Source organism: Saccharothrix longispora, assembly GCF_030852425.1.
In the GTDB taxonomy this organism is placed as follows: Bacteria; Actinomycetota; Actinomycetes; order Mycobacteriales; family Pseudonocardiaceae; genus Actinosynnema; species Actinosynnema longispora.
Genome location: NZ_NSDM01000033.1, coordinates 21,252 through 35,941 on the forward strand (window position 1 = coordinate 21,252; position 14,690 = coordinate 35,941).

General features: G+C 68.6%; 12 protein-coding genes and 3 pseudogenes. 8 read left to right on the forward strand and 7 right to left on the reverse strand.

Annotated elements, in window-relative coordinates; translation table 11 throughout:
* Window positions 1-427: 427 nt before the first annotated feature.
* Window positions 428-811 (forward strand): annotated as a pseudogene (locus CKY47_RS36145) (ABC transporter substrate-binding protein); the annotation flags it as partial.
* Between the two features lie 54 nt (window positions 812-865).
* Here the strand turns inward: CKY47_RS36145 and CKY47_RS36150 are convergent.
* The 3 genes from CKY47_RS36150 to CKY47_RS36160 form a co-directional block, all read right to left on the reverse strand.
* The gene (locus CKY47_RS36150; RefSeq protein ID WP_306750900.1) at window positions 866-1,456 is read right to left on the reverse strand and encodes an integrase core domain-containing protein; all 591 of its coding nucleotides are present in this window, start codon (window positions 1,454-1,456) and stop codon (window positions 866-868) included.
* Window positions 1,457-1,567: 111 nt separating this feature from the next.
* Window positions 1,568-1,792 (reverse strand): hypothetical protein, encoded by a 225-nt coding sequence (locus CKY47_RS36155; protein WP_306750889.1) that lies wholly within the window; start codon window positions 1,790-1,792, stop codon window positions 1,568-1,570.
* 701 nt (window positions 1,793-2,493) lie between these two features.
* Entirely contained in the window at window positions 2,494-3,546 is a 1,053-nt protein-coding gene (locus CKY47_RS36160) for a fatty acid desaturase family protein (protein ID WP_306750890.1), read from the reverse strand.
* A 387-nt stretch (window positions 3,547-3,933) separates the two neighbouring features.
* Between CKY47_RS36160 and CKY47_RS36165 the strand changes: the two genes are divergently transcribed.
* The gene (locus CKY47_RS36165) at window positions 3,934-4,254 is read left to right on the forward strand and encodes an ATP-binding protein (RefSeq protein WP_306750891.1); all 321 of its coding nucleotides are present in this window, start codon (window positions 3,934-3,936) and stop codon (window positions 4,252-4,254) included.
* Window positions 4,255-4,470: 216 nt separating this feature from the next.
* Here the strand turns inward: CKY47_RS36165 and CKY47_RS36170 are convergent, their stop codons facing one another.
* Window positions 4,471-5,076 carry an integrase core domain-containing protein gene (locus tag CKY47_RS36170; RefSeq protein WP_306750892.1) on the reverse strand — a complete coding sequence of 202 codons (606 nt, stop codon included), beginning with the start codon at window positions 5,074-5,076 and terminating at the stop codon, window positions 4,471-4,473.
* Window positions 5,077-5,797: 721 nt separating this feature from the next.
* Here CKY47_RS36170 and CKY47_RS36175 point away from each other — a divergent pair.
* Window positions 5,798-6,187, forward strand: a complete 390-nt coding sequence (locus CKY47_RS36175) for an HPF/RaiA family ribosome-associated protein (protein ID WP_306750901.1) — start codon at window positions 5,798-5,800, stop codon at window positions 6,185-6,187.
* A gap of 25 nt (window positions 6,188-6,212) precedes the next feature.
* Here CKY47_RS36175 and CKY47_RS37185 read toward each other — a convergent pair whose 3' ends face one another.
* The 3 genes and pseudogenes from CKY47_RS37185 to CKY47_RS36185 all read right to left on the reverse strand — a co-directional run bounded on the left by CKY47_RS37185 (window position 6,213) and on the right by CKY47_RS36185 (window position 7,868).
* Entirely contained in the window at window positions 6,213-6,551 is a 339-nt protein-coding gene (locus CKY47_RS37185) for a transposase (RefSeq protein WP_371320798.1), read from the reverse strand.
* 136 nt (window positions 6,552-6,687) lie between these two features.
* Window positions 6,688-7,053, reverse strand: a pseudogene (locus tag CKY47_RS37190) (transposase); the annotation flags it as partial.
* Window positions 7,054-7,068: 15 nt separating this feature from the next.
* Window positions 7,069-7,868: pseudogene (locus CKY47_RS36185) on the reverse strand (IS5 family transposase).
* Window positions 7,869-8,140: 272 nt separating this feature from the next.
* On the opposite strand from CKY47_RS36185, the gene CKY47_RS36190 reads away from it, so the two are divergent.
* The 5 genes from CKY47_RS36190 (at window position 8,141) to CKY47_RS36210 (ending at window position 14,296) form a co-directional block, all read left to right on the forward strand.
* On the forward strand, window positions 8,141-9,055 hold the full coding sequence (locus CKY47_RS36190; RefSeq protein ID WP_306750894.1) for an AraC family transcriptional regulator: 915 nt from the start codon (window positions 8,141-8,143) through the stop codon (window positions 9,053-9,055).
* Between the two features lie 560 nt (window positions 9,056-9,615).
* The gene (locus tag CKY47_RS36195; protein WP_306750895.1) at window positions 9,616-10,158 is read left to right on the forward strand and encodes a (2Fe-2S)-binding protein; all 543 of its coding nucleotides are present in this window, start codon (window positions 9,616-9,618) and stop codon (window positions 10,156-10,158) included.
* Window positions 10,155-11,135: an FAD binding domain-containing protein gene (locus CKY47_RS36200; RefSeq protein ID WP_306750896.1), complete on the forward strand. Its 981-nt coding sequence runs from the start codon at window positions 10,155-10,157 to the stop codon at window positions 11,133-11,135. Before CKY47_RS36195 ends, CKY47_RS36200 begins: the two co-directional genes overlap by 4 nt.
* 18 nt (window positions 11,136-11,153) lie before the next feature.
* On the forward strand, window positions 11,154-13,286 hold the full coding sequence (locus tag CKY47_RS36205) for a xanthine dehydrogenase family protein molybdopterin-binding subunit (RefSeq protein ID WP_306750897.1): 2,133 nt from the start codon (window positions 11,154-11,156) through the stop codon (window positions 13,284-13,286).
* Window positions 13,287-13,315: 29 nt separating this feature from the next.
* Window positions 13,316-14,296 (forward strand): XdhC family protein, encoded by a 981-nt coding sequence (locus tag CKY47_RS36210; RefSeq protein ID WP_306750898.1) that lies wholly within the window; start codon window positions 13,316-13,318, stop codon window positions 14,294-14,296.
* Window positions 14,297-14,690 lie beyond the last annotated feature (394 nt).

A 14,690-nucleotide genomic window follows, 5' to 3' on the forward strand; every position in this document is an offset into this window, starting at 1 on the left:
GAAACGATTCAATTGCAGCGATGGCCATCGGAAAGCGCTATCCAGACAGCGATCACCTCGGCCACGAGATCCCTCGGGTGGCTTCGGTCATCGTTCGATTTCGTTGGCATCTATGAAGTTCGAGCGCCAACGCTGCTGGGGTAGACCGTACGAACGTCGCGGTTCCGGTGTCAACAGCCTCGCGAAAACTTTCGGAAGGGCATGTGCCCAAGTCGCCTGGGCCGCGTGTGCCCGCAGGGTTGCGACTGGCCCGCAAGGGTGAGGTCTGCGGGACCAAATGGCCCTCTGTCGCACCGTCGCGTCGTCGAGGGTCACCCTTGACCACGTGAGACGCAGTGGCAGCCAAGTCTTGACTTCGTTTCTTCACTGACTTAACAATTTGATACAGCTTGGGTTCGCACCCGGTCCCGGGTCGGGAGGGTCGGTCATGTTCCTGCGGGCAGGGCGCTTCTCGCGAACTCGCACGGTGGTGGCCGGTCTGTCCGCGGTCGCCGTGCTCCTGGCGGGGTGCGGCGGGTCGGCTCCGAACGATGCCGAAGATCGGGACACGCTGGTGCTCCCCGGCGCGGCCGGAGACTTCCAGCTGAACTTCAACCCGTTCTCGCCCACCCTGCCGGAGGGGCCGCGCACGATCTTCGAACCCCTGTTCTCCTTCGACAACACCCAGGACGTCGAGCCCAGGCCGCGCCTGGGCGAGTCCTTCCGGTGGAACGCCGACGGCACCCGGTTGGACGTCGAGCTGCGCGACGGTGTGAAGTGGAGCGACGGGCGGGCGTTCACCGCCGCGGACGTCGTCTTCACCCTCGACATGATCACCAGGAACCCCGTGGTGTGCCAGAAGTGGCCCGCATGGTCTGAGCTGCGGTCAGGCTGCTGTGGGTTCGTACTCGTTGATCAGGTCGCCGCGAACCGGCTGGTGGCGTACCGAGGTGCAGCCCGGCTCTGCGATCGGCCGGTCTGGTCGTGGTGGTGCGAGTTGCAGTGCCCGGTGGGGTCGGCGGTGGTTGTAGTGGGCCGCGTAGCGGTCCAGGACTGCCCGCAGGTGGTGTTCGTTGAGGATGAGCAGTCGGTCGGTGACTTCGCGTCTGACGGTCCCGACGAACCGCTCGGCATGGCATTGGCTCGCGGACACCATGGTGGAATCTTCACGACCTGGATGCCCGCGCCGGAGAAGCCCGCGTCGAACGAGGCGGTGAACTGGCCTGCCCGATCGCGGATGAGGAACCGGAAGTCGTCTGCCCGGTCGCCGAGGTCCATCAGTGGAAGTCGCAGGCCGACATGCTCGAGGCCTGCGCGCAGGAACCGCGGCCAGGAGGTGTCGGTACCGCGGTGGGACGCGGGCGGTACCCGCGGGCGCTTGAGCACGCGGCGAACCGTTGCAGCGGCTACCCGGTGGCGAGCTTGAGCAGCTCGCCCTGGATCCGGCGCAGCCCCAGCCGGCGTTCTCCCGGGCCATCCGCTCGATCAACGCCACCACGGTGTCGTCGACCGGTGGACGTCCGGTGCGGATCGGGGGGGCCACTTCTTCGCGACCAGGCGCCGGTGCCGTCGCAGGAGGGGCCCGGTGTCACCAACCGGTGCCCACGCAGCAGCCGTGGCGGTCGGCCCACCAATGCGGCGAGGACCGCGCGATCGGCCCACTCCCACCGCGGGCGGGGTTGGTTCGGCACAGCACGGCGACCTCGTGCCGCAGCACCGGCGGATCCACGTCCTTGGCCGTCGAAGACCGACCGAGCAGAACCAGCCAGCCAACGAGCCGCACGAAGATCAGGTACAGCAGTCGTGTCGCCACACCTCACGATCCTCTCCTGGAGGGCCGGAGGGCAGGATCGCCGCAACTCAGCGTCCCAACGCAGAGTTCTGGAACCCCACACCCAAGATCCGTGAGGTCGTCGTCCACCTACTGATCGCCGCTTGTCCGAGCGTGGTCCCCGGTGACACCGGCCGATGTCCGTCCGGCACATGATGGTCGCGGATCGTGTCCGGGCCGGATGTCGCCGCACGCACCGCTTCTGCATATGGCCGTCGACCGCGCGCTGCCCGTACGTCTTTCGCGTCGACGGCGGCACGATCGTCGACAGGACCACCGATGTGCTGGCCTTGGCGGGTCGCCGCAGCGAAGCGAGAGCCGGATCATCCAACGCCCCGTCGGCGACTGGGCTGTGGAACACCAGCCGTTCCAACCACAATCCCACTCCCGTGCAGCCGATCGCGGCCACCAGCGGCCACACCACCGCCTCCCGCACGGCCACGATCGTGTCGACCACAGCCACACCGGGGAGACCGGAGCCGGCAACCGCAGGACTGTCGAGGTCCGCGGGGATGCGGTCGGGGGCACATCATCGGCCACGCCCGGTGTATCGCCGGACGATGGATCCGCCGTTACCGTCGGACACGCCGTTCGTGCCGACCCGTCCTCGGCGGCAGTGATCGCCGATCCCTGTCGGACGCGTGCCAGACAGGGGGATCGTGCGCCTGGGATGCCTGCTGCTCTCAGCTCAGCGACGCGTGGTGCCCGGAGCGCAGGGGCGCACCCGCGTCGTGGAGGTGGCGCAGGACCTCGGCGTAGGAGTCGCGCATGCTGGCCTTGCTGTAGGGGATGCCGTGCCGTGCGCAGAAGTCTTCGACGATGGGCTGGGCGCGGCGGAGGTTGGGGCGGGGCATGTGGGGGAACAGGTGGTGCTCGATCTGGTGGTTGAGCCCGCCGAGCAGGGCATCGACCCATCGACCGCCGGTGACGTTGCGGGAGGTGAGGACTTGCTTGCGCAGGTGGTCCAGCCGCTGTCCCTTGGCGATGATCGGCATGCCCTTGTGGTTGGGGGCGAAGGAACAGCCGAGGTAGACGCCCATGAGGCCCTGGTGGACCGCGATGAACACGACCGCCTTCAGCGGGGACAGCACCAGGAACACCGCGGCCAGGTACGCGGCGGCCGGGAGGAGTTGCAGCGCGGCCTCCCGCCAGGGGCGCTTGAGCTCCCCGCGCCACAGGGCTTGCAGGCCCGAGATCCGCAGCACGACCGCTTCGGCCAGCAGGAGCGGGAAGAACAGGAACGCCTGGTACTTGGTGATCCACCGGTACAGGCCCTGCTTCTCGCCCGCCTGCTCGCGGCTGAAGGCGATGGCGTGGATCTCGATGTCGGGGTCGTGGTCCTCGTGGTTGGGGTTGGCGTGGTGGCGGGTGTGCTTGCCGACCCACCACTGGTAGCTGATCCCGGTGACGCCGCCGTGCAGGTGCCCCACGATGTCGTTGTGGCGGTGGCTGCGGAAGATCTGTCGATGTCCGGCGTCGTGGCCGATGAACGCGAACTGGGTGAAGACCACCGCGAGGAGCACCGCGGTCAGCAGCTGCCACCACGACTCGCCCACCAGCACGAAGAGCAAGCCGCTGGCCGCGAGCAGCAGGACGTTGATCAAGATCCGGGCGGCGTAGTAGCCACGGCGCCGGTCCAGCAGGCCCGCCTCCTTGACCTCACGGGTCAGGCGCGCGAAGTCACTGCCCGGTCCGGAACGGGGAACGCGTGTGGCGGGATCGGACAACGAGGTCATGGGAGGCCTTCCAGGCGAACGAGCTGTTCCCGAAGGATTTCCGTTGAAGGACTCGCCTAACCCCGGAAAGGCGTTTTAACCGAGCGTGTCCGGCCGGTCACGCTCGGTTGGTGCGTTGACGATCCGCTTCGCCCTCGATCTTCGGGGCGCCCGACCCGCTCGATCGCACCCATGGCCTCGACGTACCCGAAGATGCCGATCTCCACACCGGCCCCGCGGGCACGTGTCGCCGCAGTGGTGATCCGGTCCGTCACAGCGGGTATAGGATGCCGTATCTGTGCCTTGTGAGGCCACAGGCATTGAGGGCGTGCAGTGAACACTGTCGATCTTCCGCGAAAGAGCGTCGATCTCGACCTGTCCGACAGTCGCCCATCCACAGCAGCCCTGATGGGACTGGTCGCCGGCATGGGGACCGGTGTCGGCGGCGATCGGCTCGTGGACGTCCAGGTCGTCGCCGCGCAGTTGGTCGGCAACGCCTATCGGCACGCCCGGGCACCGCGGCGGTTGCGGATGTACCGGTTGGCCGACCGCGACCTGGTGCGGATCGAGGTGGGCGACGGCAGCCCGAGCCTGCTGCCGGTCCTGGGCAGGTTGGACGCACCCGAGCACGGCCGCGGTCTGCTCATGGTCAACCGGCTGTCGGTCAACTGGGGACATCGGCGTGACGACGACCGGAAAACCGTCTGGGCCGAGGTCCGACTGGCCTGAGCCGCTCGCGCGAACACCGCGGCCGGAGACGATCGGTGGGCGTGATCACCGGTGGCGGCACGGACGACGTCCTGCGTGCCTTGGTGGAGGAGTTGCCGCCGTCGGCGACTGTGTGGAGCCTCGCCTTGACCTTGTCGGGCACGCGGTAGTTGTCAATTCGGGTGAGACAGGTTGTGTTTACAGGGTCGGCCGAGGTTGCCTGTGGGGTTCCAAAAGTCAGTCATGTGGCCTGACCTGCGGTTGGGCGGCTGTGGGTTCGTACTCGTCGATCAGGCCGCCGAGGACTGCTCGACGGCGTATCGACGTGTAGCCCGGCTTTGCGGTCGGGTGGTCCGGTCGTGGTGCTGAGAGCTGTAGGGCTTGGTGTGGTCGGCGGTGGTTGTGGTGGACCGCGTAGCGCTGCAGCACTGCTCCCAGGTGGTGTTCGTTGGTGATGAGCAGTCGGTCGGTGACTTCGCGTCTGACGGTGCCGACGAACCGTTCGGCGTGGGCGTTGGCTCGTGGACACCGTGACGGGATCTTCACGACCTGGATGCCGGCGCCGGCGAGGGCGGTGTCGAACAGGGTGGGGAACCTGTCGTCGCGGTCGCGGTCGCGGTCGCGGATCGGGAACCGGGCGGTGTTGCCGGCGTCGTCGAGGTCGATGACGAGGTTTCTGGCGGCTTGGGTGAACCGGGATGTGGTGGAGCCCAGGACCTGACTCGGCGGTTGGCGTGTTCGATGACCGCGTGCACGTACAGGCGGGTGCCGCTCGGGGTGGTGGTCTCGAGGAAGTCGCAGGCCAGGCGAGCGTCGACCTGGGAGCGGAGGAAGGTCGACCATGTCGTCGTGGTGCGTTCGGGTGCTGGTTCGACTCCGGCGTCTTCGAAGATCTGTCAGACGGTGAGGCTGCGATCTTGATGCCGAGTACGAGGAGTTCGCCGTGGATGCGGCGGTAGCCCCAGGTGGGGTTCTCGCGTGCCGGGCGCAGCACCGGGAGTCGGATGGAGCGGATGGAGCGGATGGTCCGTGGTCGGCCGGGCCGTTCGGGGTGGGGTGTGGTTGCGTGGCGTGCGATGAGGTCGCGGTGCCGCCGCAGCACCGTGTCCGGACGTGCCGGTAGCCGGAGCCGATGAAGTGTGGCGCTGGGAGTCGGTGCGGCAGTGCTGCGAGGAACGCCCGGTCGGCGGGGGAGGACCGAGGGCGGTCCTTGCCCGGTTGGTGTGCCGGGATCGTGATCTGGTGCCGTAGCGCCGGATCTCCGTGTCCTTGTCCCGGTCGCTCCTGGGCAGCAGGCGCAGCAGCGAAGGCGTTGGTGACACCCGGGTAGGCCAGTTGGAGCGGCGCAGCCGGTCAGCATGCCGCGTCACCCGACGAGCCCGTGGAACACGAGCATCCTCACAGGCCCCTCCCGAGCCCGAGTCCTGAGCGCGCTCCTGACCTGCATGGATGGAGTCATCGGCAGGCACAAGGTTGGAAAGGCTCACTGGACGTCGTCGCGTTTGAGCCGGCCGCTGCCGTGGTACTGAGCAGGACCATTGCTTTTCCGTTCTGGAGGGTGCTCATGCAGATCCAGGTCAATACCGACCACAACATCCACGGTGGCGAAGGACTGACCACCCATGTGACCGCCGACCTGGAGAGCAGCCTGTCCCGGTTCAGCGGATGGTTGACCCGGGTGGAGGTTCACCTCAGTGAGGACGGGGGTAGCAAGCCGGAAGACATGAAGTGCGTCATCGAGGCGCGGCCGGGGGGCAAGCAGCCGGTTGCAGTCACCCACCACGCGACCACCGTGGACGACGCGTACGCCGGGGCGGCCCACAAGCTGGGAAGGGTGTTGGATTCCCGATACAGCCGTGCCCATGACCACAAGGGCAGCGACAGCATCCGCCATATGCCCCCTCCGGCAAACCTGGAGCGGATCGGCATGATCGAGGACGAGCCTCGGGGCTGATCGAGGCGATATGACGCTGTAGGCATCATCGGCGGAACCTCCGGTCGGGGTTCGCTCGCCAGAGCCGACGCACGGAGCCGAGGTCCGCGCAAGCGTCACGGTTGGCCGGCACTACCGGGACGAAGGTCGAGGACACCGGTGTTGTCCTCTGTCGGCTCGTGCGCGACAGGCTCGGCGTGCACCGCGCAGAGAGCGTTCGCAGCACTCCGTCGACTCCGGGACCGGTGGGGGTCGCAACAAGCGCCTCGCGGGCGGCGACCCGGTCCTGTGTCGAGGTCGGGGTGACCCGCAGCGCCAACAGCAATCCCGTGGTGTCCACGACGATGTGCCGTTTGCGGCCCGCGACCTTTTCCGCCGTCCCCACCGCGCATGGCCCGGCCGACGGTCTGCGCGGCGCGCACCGACTGCGAGTCCACGATCGCCGCCGACGGCGCCGCCACCCGCCCCTCTTTCAGACGGACACGGTCGAGCAACCGCTGCGACGCAACCACCTTCTCCCACAACACGAAGCGCTTGTAGACCCTGGGCCGGGGCGGGAAGTCCGCGGGCAGGGCACGCCACTTGATGCCGTTGTCGAGCAGGTAGAGGATCGCGTCGACGATCACCCGTCGGCAGTGCTTCTCCCACCGCCCGCCCCGACCGGCCAGGCCCGCCGGATCGGGCAGCAGTGGGTCGAGCTCGGCCCACTGGGCGTCGGTGAGGTCGGTGGGATACCGCCTGGGCCGCCGAACGGGCTGGTGGGAGGCGGACGACGGCAGCACCTGGCACCCGCGGTGACACCGTCCGCGGGGATGGGGCACGACAACAACGGAACTCCTGGCGGAGCGGCGCTTCGACAACGTCCGATCTACCGGGAGTTCCCTCATCTGCGCGCCAACTGATCAGTTCAGAATGAGTTTTCGCAGGCAGATGATCGAGCAGGCCAGGCTGAGCATCGCCTGGTGGACGTCGGCTCTGCGCTCGGTGCGGACGCGGAGTCGGCGAAAGCCCTTGATCCAGGCGAAGGTGCGCTCCACCGGCCACCGAACTGCGCCCAGACCGGAGCCGTGCTCGGCACCTCGTCGGGCGACGACCGGGGTGATGCCACGGGCGCGGACCAGGCGACGGTACTTGTCGTGGTCGTAGCCGCGGTCGGTGTAGAGCCGACGCGGGCGCCGCTTCGGCTTGCCGACCACGCCCCGGATCGGCGGGATCGCGTCGATCAACGGGATCAGCTGGGTGACGTCGTTGCGGTTGCCGCCGGTCAGGGCGATCGCGAGCGGGACACCGGTAGCATCGGTGATCAGGTGGTGCTTGGAGCCGGGCTTGCGCCGGTCGACCGGGCTCGGCCCCGCATGGTCCCCCCTTGAGCGCGCGCAGGTGGGTGGAGTCCACCAGGGCCGCCGACAGGTCCAGCCGTCCGGCCGCCCGCAGCTCGGCGAGCAGGCTTTCGTGCAGCTGCTGCCACACCCCGGCCTCGTGCCATTCGGTCAACCACCGCCAACACGTCGCGCCGAGGCACCGAACAGGGCGGTGGGAAGCCGGTTCCAACCGATGCCGGTGCGCACCGCGTACAGGATGCCCTCCAACGCCGCCCGGTCGTCGCACGCCTACGGCCGGGATGACGGAAGCGTCTGGGGCGCACGGGGATCAACGGCTCCGGTCGAGCCCACAGCTCGTCGGTCAGGACCTCCTCACGCACGTGGCGATCCTGGAACGCGTTGCGGCGACAGAGAAGCCGACACGCCGATTCATCTGAACTGGTCAGTGAGACTCCTTCACCCGCTCAAGTTCGGAAACGGGCGCTCAGAACCCACTGAGACCCTTGATCGGAACACTCGTGGCCGCTTGTCGGGCGCGGTGCCGGCGTGAGACGGGTAGCCTCACCACACCTCATCGATCCTGTCCGGCAGAACGGGTCAACCCCAACCCGCTCCCCGGGTTCGTGGGCTGTGTGCTGCTTCAATGATGACCATGCCCTTCGACGAGTTGCGTGCCTTGCTGACCCGGCATGCTCGCCCCGATCTGAGCACGGACATCGATGCCGTGCGCATCTTCCGCGCCGATCGGCCCAGCCCGCCGACGCCGACCACCTATGGCAAGGTGCTGGCCCTCGTCGCCCAGGGCGCCAAACGGTTCGCGCTGGGCAACCGCCTGTACGAGTACCGCGCCGGGGAGTACGTCATCGCCTCGGTCGACCTGCCGGTGACCGCGCAGTTCATCGGAGCCAGCCCCGAGGAACCCGCGCTCGGCTTCGGGCTGGACCTGCGGCCGACCGCTGTCGCCGAGGTGCTGCTGGCCGCGGACGTCGAGGAACTGCCGGAACTCCCGGCCGGCGCACCGGCCGGTCTGGCGGTCAGCACCGCCTCCGCCGAACTGCTCGATGCCGTCGTCCGTCTTCTGCGGCTGCTCGACCAGCCCCGGGACATCCCTGTGCTCGCGCCCCTGATCAAGCGGGAGATCATCTGGCGGCTGCTCACCGGTGAGCAGCGCAACACTCTGCGGCAGTTCGGCCTGCCCGACAGCAGTCTCAGCCACATCGCCAGGGCCGTCCAGTGGATCCGCGACAACTATGCGCTGACCTTCCGCGTCGAGGAGGTGGCGCAGAGGGCGGGCATGAGCGTCTCCGCGTTCCACCGCAACTTCCAGGCCGTCACCTCGATGAGTCCCATCCAGTACCAGAAGCAGATCCGCCTGCAGCACGCCAGGCTGCTGCTCGCCGCTGATCCCGGCGACATCGCCGGGATCAGCCGTCAGGTCGGCTACGAGAGCCCTGCCCAGTTCAGCCGCGAGTACCGCCGGCAGTTCGGGGACCCGCCGCGCCGGGACGCGGTCCGCCTGGGCGCGAACGTTCGAACCGACACATCCGGCACTTCTCGCGACAGTTGACCAGAACTCGCGACTTCTTGCTCGATCCTGCCCGCTTGCCCTGCTGACGGGCCCTGCTGCGGAGGACTCGCTATAGCCTCCCCGGACAGAGGCACCTGAAGACGGTCCGCGGCCGGCTGGTGACCGGCAAGCAACGACGGGCGCGTGAGGTGATGAGGGGCCGGTGTCGAACTGTTCGGGCGTCACGATGAGCTGGCATGGATTTCCGAGTTCCTCGACCTCGTACGACAGAGCGGCGGCGTTCCGGTAGGAATTCGAGGCCGAGGTCAGCTGCTCCGGTCCCAACCAGCTGCTGCTGCCTGTGTGGGCGGCTCTGGACGGCTTCCGGACCGTTCCGCGCGAGGCGCTGTCGGTGACGCTCGGCTCCGGAGCCGGCGCGCCTCCGGACGTCCTCATGATCTGTAACGCCGCGCTGCTGCTCGTCAGGTCAAGCAGATGTCGCAGCTGCGGCGATCTCGGCGCGGCCGGATGCGGCATGTTCCAGGCAGGAGTTCGAGAACATCAGGCTCCTCTCGGGCCTCGCCTGTTGTTCAATCGGGCCAGACGAAGGGAAGAGCGCGATGGCGAACGACGCTCGAAGTGAAATATCGCTGCACGTCAACGGAACCACGCATCGGTTCACCGTGGACAACCGCCGAACGCTGCTTGACGCGTTGCGGGAGGACACGCGGCACACCGGTTCGAAGAAGGGGTGTGACTTCGGCCAGTGCGGTGCGTGCACGGTGCTGGTGAACGGCAGGCGCGTGGTGTCGTGCCTGACGCTCGCGGTCGCCGCGGAGGGTGCTGAGGTCACCACGGTTGAAGGGCTCGCCGTGAATGACGAGATGCGGCCGGTCCAAGAGGCGTTCGTGCGGCTCGACGGACTCCAGTGCGGGTTCTGCACTGCTGGGCAATTGTGCTCGGCCGTCGGGGTGCTGGCCGAGCACGCGGCGGGATGGCCGAGCGCCGTTACCCCCGACCTCTCACCTGACCAGCCACACCGCCCCGTCGACGCAGACGAGGTGCGCGAGCGGATGAGCGGGAACCTGTGTCGCTGCGGCGCGTACCCGTCGATCGTGCGCGCCGTTCTCGAGGCCGCCGAATGTGAAGAGGTGAACAGGTGAAGGAGTTTGCCTACAGCCGCGCGACCACGGTCCACGATGCGCTGGCCTCCGTGGTGGGGCAGGAAAACGCCCGGTTCCTGGCGGGTGGCACGAATCTCGTCGACCTGATGAAGCGCGGTGTCGAGATACCTGATCGTCTGGTCGACGTGCGCGCTCTGCCGCTCGCAGGGGTCCACGAGGCCCGCAACGGTGATCTGGTGATCGGTGCGACGACGACGAACAGCGACGTCGCCGCTCATCCCGAGATCCGGCGCCGCTATCCGGCACTGTCCCAAGCGGTGCTGGCCGGCGCGTCCGGGCAGCTGCGCAACATGGCGACGGTAGCGGGAAACCTGTTGCAGCGAACCAGGTGTGCGTATTTCGCCGACCTGTCGTCGGCGTGCAACAAGCGGGTGCCCGGCAGTGGCTGCGCCGCTCTGGCCGGCGTGCACCACAACCACGCCATCCTCGGCGTGTCACCGGCCTGCGTCGCCACGAACCCGTCGGACATGGCGGTGGCGATGATGTTGTTCGACGCGGTCGTGCACTATGAGACGCTGGAGGGCAAAGGGGAGATCTCGATCTCGCAGTTCTATCGCCCGGTCGGCGACACGCCGCACCTGGAGACGACGCTCCCCGACGGCGCCCTGATCACCTCCGTGACGCTTCCCGGCGTCGCCGCGGGAGAACGGTCGCGGTACCGCAAGGTGCGCGAACGCTCGTCATACGCCTTTGCCACCCTGTCCGTCGCCGCCGATCTCGTCGTGCGCTCGGGCCGGGTGCGTGAGGTGCGCATCGCGCTGGGCGGCGTCGCCTCGCACCCGTGGCGAGCGAGGATCGCCGAGGGGGAACTGCACGGCGGCCCAGCCACCCCCGAGCGGTTCCGCGCCGCGGCCGAGGCGGAGCTCAGTACGGCAAAACCGCTACCGCACAACGAATACAAGCTCAGACTGGCGCGCAACCTCATCCAGTCCGTGCTGACCGAGATCTTCCACTGACCGGATGGGAGCGACAGGATGAACCCACACCAGCAGGTGCTCGACAGCACGGGTGCCGAGATCTCCGAGTTGTCCGCGCCTGTGATCGGCACGCCGCGCACCAGGGTTGAAGGCCGCGACAAGGTGAGCGGCAAGGCACGCTACGCCGGCGACATCCCGATCGATCGGCTCGCTCACGGCGCGGTTGTCACCGCGACGATCGCCAGCGGTCGTATCACAGCCGTCGACATCAGTGCGACACTCGCGTCACCCGGTGTGATCGGTGTGATCGACCACCGCAACGCGCCGCGGGTCGACCCGAAGGCCGGCTCGCCCTTCTTCGGCCCGGACGGCCAGTTGCAGCTGCTGCAGGACGACCGGATCACCCACGGTGGTTGGCCGGTCGCGCTCGTCGTGGCGGAGACCCACGAGCAGGCCCGTGCCGGGGCCGAGTTGCTGCGCGTGTCCTATGTGGAACAGCCGCACGACATCGCGTTCTCCGCGGGTCACCCGGCGGCGCGGCCCGCGCTGCCCGCGTTCGGCCCGGATGCGGACAAGGGCGATCTGGACGCCGAGTTGGCTGCCTCCGCAGTGGTGGTGGACGAGAGCTACACCACGCCCGCCCAGCACGCCTGTGCGATGGAACCGCACGTGGCGACGGCCTGGCTGGAAGGCGCCGTGCTGCGCGCGATCGACTCGAACCAGGCGCCGTACGGCATCGCGGCGCAACTCGCGACGCTGTTCGGCAAGCCGCTGTCCGACGTTCGCGTCCAGGTTGAGCAGGTCGGCGGCGGCTTCGGCTCGAAGACAGGACTCGGCCCGCAACTGATCCTCGCGACAATGGCCACCATGCTCTTCCACCGCCCGGTGCGTGTCGCCTTGACGAGGGAGGAGGTGTTCCTGGCGACGTCCGCGCGCCCGCGCACCGACCAGCGCGTGCGGCTGGGCGCCGACCGCGACGGCAGGCTGCGGGCGATCGGCCACGAGGCCGCCTTCGAGATTTCCGGCAAGTCCGAGTTCATCGAGAACTGCGTGGAGATCGCCAAAACCCTCTACGCCGCCAACGCGATTCGCACCAGGCTCAACGTGGTGCCGCTGAACATCCTGCCGGTCGCCTCGGTGCGCGCGCCCGGGACTGCGCCGGGGTCCTTCGCGCTGGAGTCCGCGATGGACGAGCTGGCGGAGCGGCTGGACATGGACCCGCTGGAACTGCGGCGACGCAACGAACCGGAGGTCGGACCGGTGTCCGGCCTGCCGTTCACCAGTCGAAACTTCCAGCTCTGCCTGTCCGAGGGTGCGCGCCAGTTCGGATGGGCCGGCCGAGACCACCGGCCGCGCCGTCGCCGGGAAGGCCACCTGCTGATCGGCACCGGCATGGCCGGCACGTCGTTCTTCACCACCGCCTTCCCGTCGTCAGCGACGATCACCGCCGAGCAGGACGGCACGTTCACCGTGGCCATCGCGGCGATCGACATCGGCACAGGCGCGCGCACGGCGTTGCACGCGATCGCCGCCGACGCGCTCCGCGTCGGCTGGGACAGGATTCGGCTGAGGATCGGCGACAGCGCCATCGGCCCGGCGTGGCAGGCCGGTGGATCGCTGGGCACGACGTCGTGGGGCTGGGCGATCGTCGCGGCGGCGAGGGAGCTGCTTGAGCAGCTCGAGTCGGGGCCCGCGCTGCCGGTGTCCGTCACATCCGACACCACCGAGGAAATCATGTCGCGGCCACACCGTGAACGGCACTCCTACAGCGCCGTGTTCGCCGAGGTGGCCGTCGACCCCGCCACCGGAGAGGTGCGGGTGCGCAGGCTGGTCGGACGGTTCGCGGTCGGACGCGTGGTGAACCCGCTGATGGTCCGCAGCCAGCTCACCGGCGGCATGGTCATGGGCCTGTCCATCGCGCTGCAGGAGGAGGTCGTGCGCGACGAGGTCAGCGGCAGGCAGGTGAACGCGGACTTCGCCGGCTACCACTTCGCGGCGAACGCGGATGTGCCGTTCATCGACGCCGACTTCGTCGAAGACCACGAGCCCGATGACCCGCTCGGGATGAAGGGGCCGGGCGAGATCGGCACGGTGGCCGTCGCCGCGGCCATCGCGAACGCCGTCTGGCACGCCACCGGCAAACGCCACCGGGAGCTGCCGATCCGGCTCGACCGCGTCATCGAGGACTGACGGCCGTGCTGCGGGAGGTTTGGCCATTCGTGCAGGTCAAGTACGACGCGGGTCAGGAGGTCGTACTGGCCCGCCTGGTGGATCGCGACGGCCTGGGTGCCCGGCCGCTGGGCGCCACGATGGCGATCGCTGAGGACGGCACGTGGCGCGGCTCGGTATCAGGCGGTTGCGTCGAGGGCATCGTCCTCGACGCGGCGCGCGCCGTGCTCGACGGCGCCGAACCCCAGGTGGCGACGGTCTCTCCAACCGCGCACCTGATGCCGTGGGAGGAAACCCCGGCGTGCGCGGGTGAGCTCCGGGTGCTGCTCACCCGCGCCCCCGACGCCCCGGTGCGGGCCGCGATCGCCTCTGCACTGGCGGATGACCGGCTGCTGGCGGTGCGCATCGAGCTCGAGCCGCCATACTCGTGGTCGGTGACGACCACCGCCGCGTGGCCGCCGTCCGGTGACGGCAGTCCCGTGTTCGTGGAGGAGTTGAGACCGCGCAGCACGCTCGTCCTGGTCGGCGCCACCGACCTCGCCGCAACCATGGCGAGGATGGTGGAATCCTTGCACCGCAGAGCGGTCATCCTGGATCCGCGCCCCGAACACGTGACGTCCGGAGCATTTCCCGCCACCTGCGAGGTCGTTCGCGCGTGGCCGGACCAGTGGATCGCAGGCAACCGGCTCCGGGCCGAGGACGCTGTCGTCACCTTGACGCACGACCCTCGCATCGACGACCGCGCCATCCGCGCGGCGCTGGAGAGCGAAGCGGGACACGTCGCCGCGCTGGGCAGTCGGACCACCCATGCCCGGCGGCTGCGACGATTGGCCGGAACCCCCGGTCTGAACCGCCTGAGCGGCCCGGCTGGCCTCGACCTCGGTGGGGCATCACTTGCCGAGACCGCCCTGTCGATCCTCGCCGAGGTGGTGGCGGTGGGCAACGCGCGATCCGGGCAGCGGCTGCGCGAGGTCAACACGCAGATCAGGGTGATGGCGCCCGCGTCGTGTTCAGGAGCTGCTGTGTCCTGATCACAAAGGGCAACTGATCCTCCCCTGGTTGTACGGAGTCGGGCTACTGGATGATCACTCGTCTCAGCAGCCCGGAGGACCGCCCACGATGCCCAAGCGGTACCCACCCGAGTTCCGGCGCGAGGTCCTCGATCTGGTCGCGTCCGGCCGCCGTGTCGCCCTGTGGGGATCCGGAAGTCGGCCACGTGGCCTGACCTGCGGGTCGGACTGCTGTGGGCTCGTACTCGTTGATCAGACCGCAAGGACGGGTCGGTGACGTATCGAGGTGGGGGCTTGGGACTTGACCCAAGGCCGGGTAGTTGAGGGTTTCCGTGCTTCTGCAGGGAAGTCGGCGGCCATGTCGTGGCGGCGTAGAGGCCGGGGCCGATTTTGTGGATGAGTCCGCTGTCGGCCC

Bases quoted from the DNA above. Each gene is read 5' to 3' on its own strand.
- CKY47_RS36150 (WP_306750900.1), bottom strand. From the start codon at position 1,456: ATGGCCCGGGAGAACGCCGGCTGGGGCTGCGCCGGATCCAGGGCGAGC.
- CKY47_RS36160 (WP_306750890.1), bottom strand. From the start codon at position 3,546: ATGACCTCGTTGTCCGATCCCGCCACACGCGTTCCCCGTTCCGGACCG.
- CKY47_RS36165 (WP_306750891.1), top strand. From the start codon at position 3,934: ATGGGACTGGTCGCCGGCATGGGGACCGGTGTCGGCGGCGATCGGCTC.
- CKY47_RS36170 (WP_306750892.1), bottom strand. From the start codon at position 5,076: ATGGTCGACCTTCCTCCGCTCCCAGGTCGACGCTCGCCTGGCCTGCGA.
- CKY47_RS36175 (WP_306750901.1), top strand. From the start codon at position 5,798: ATGCAGATCCAGGTCAATACCGACCACAACATCCACGGTGGCGAAGGA.
- CKY47_RS36190 (WP_306750894.1), top strand. From the start codon at position 8,141: ATGCCCTTCGACGAGTTGCGTGCCTTGCTGACCCGGCATGCTCGCCCC.
- CKY47_RS36195 (WP_306750895.1), top strand. From the start codon at position 9,616: ATGGCGAACGACGCTCGAAGTGAAATATCGCTGCACGTCAACGGAACC.
- CKY47_RS36205 (WP_306750897.1), top strand. From the start codon at position 11,154: ATGAACCCACACCAGCAGGTGCTCGACAGCACGGGTGCCGAGATCTCC.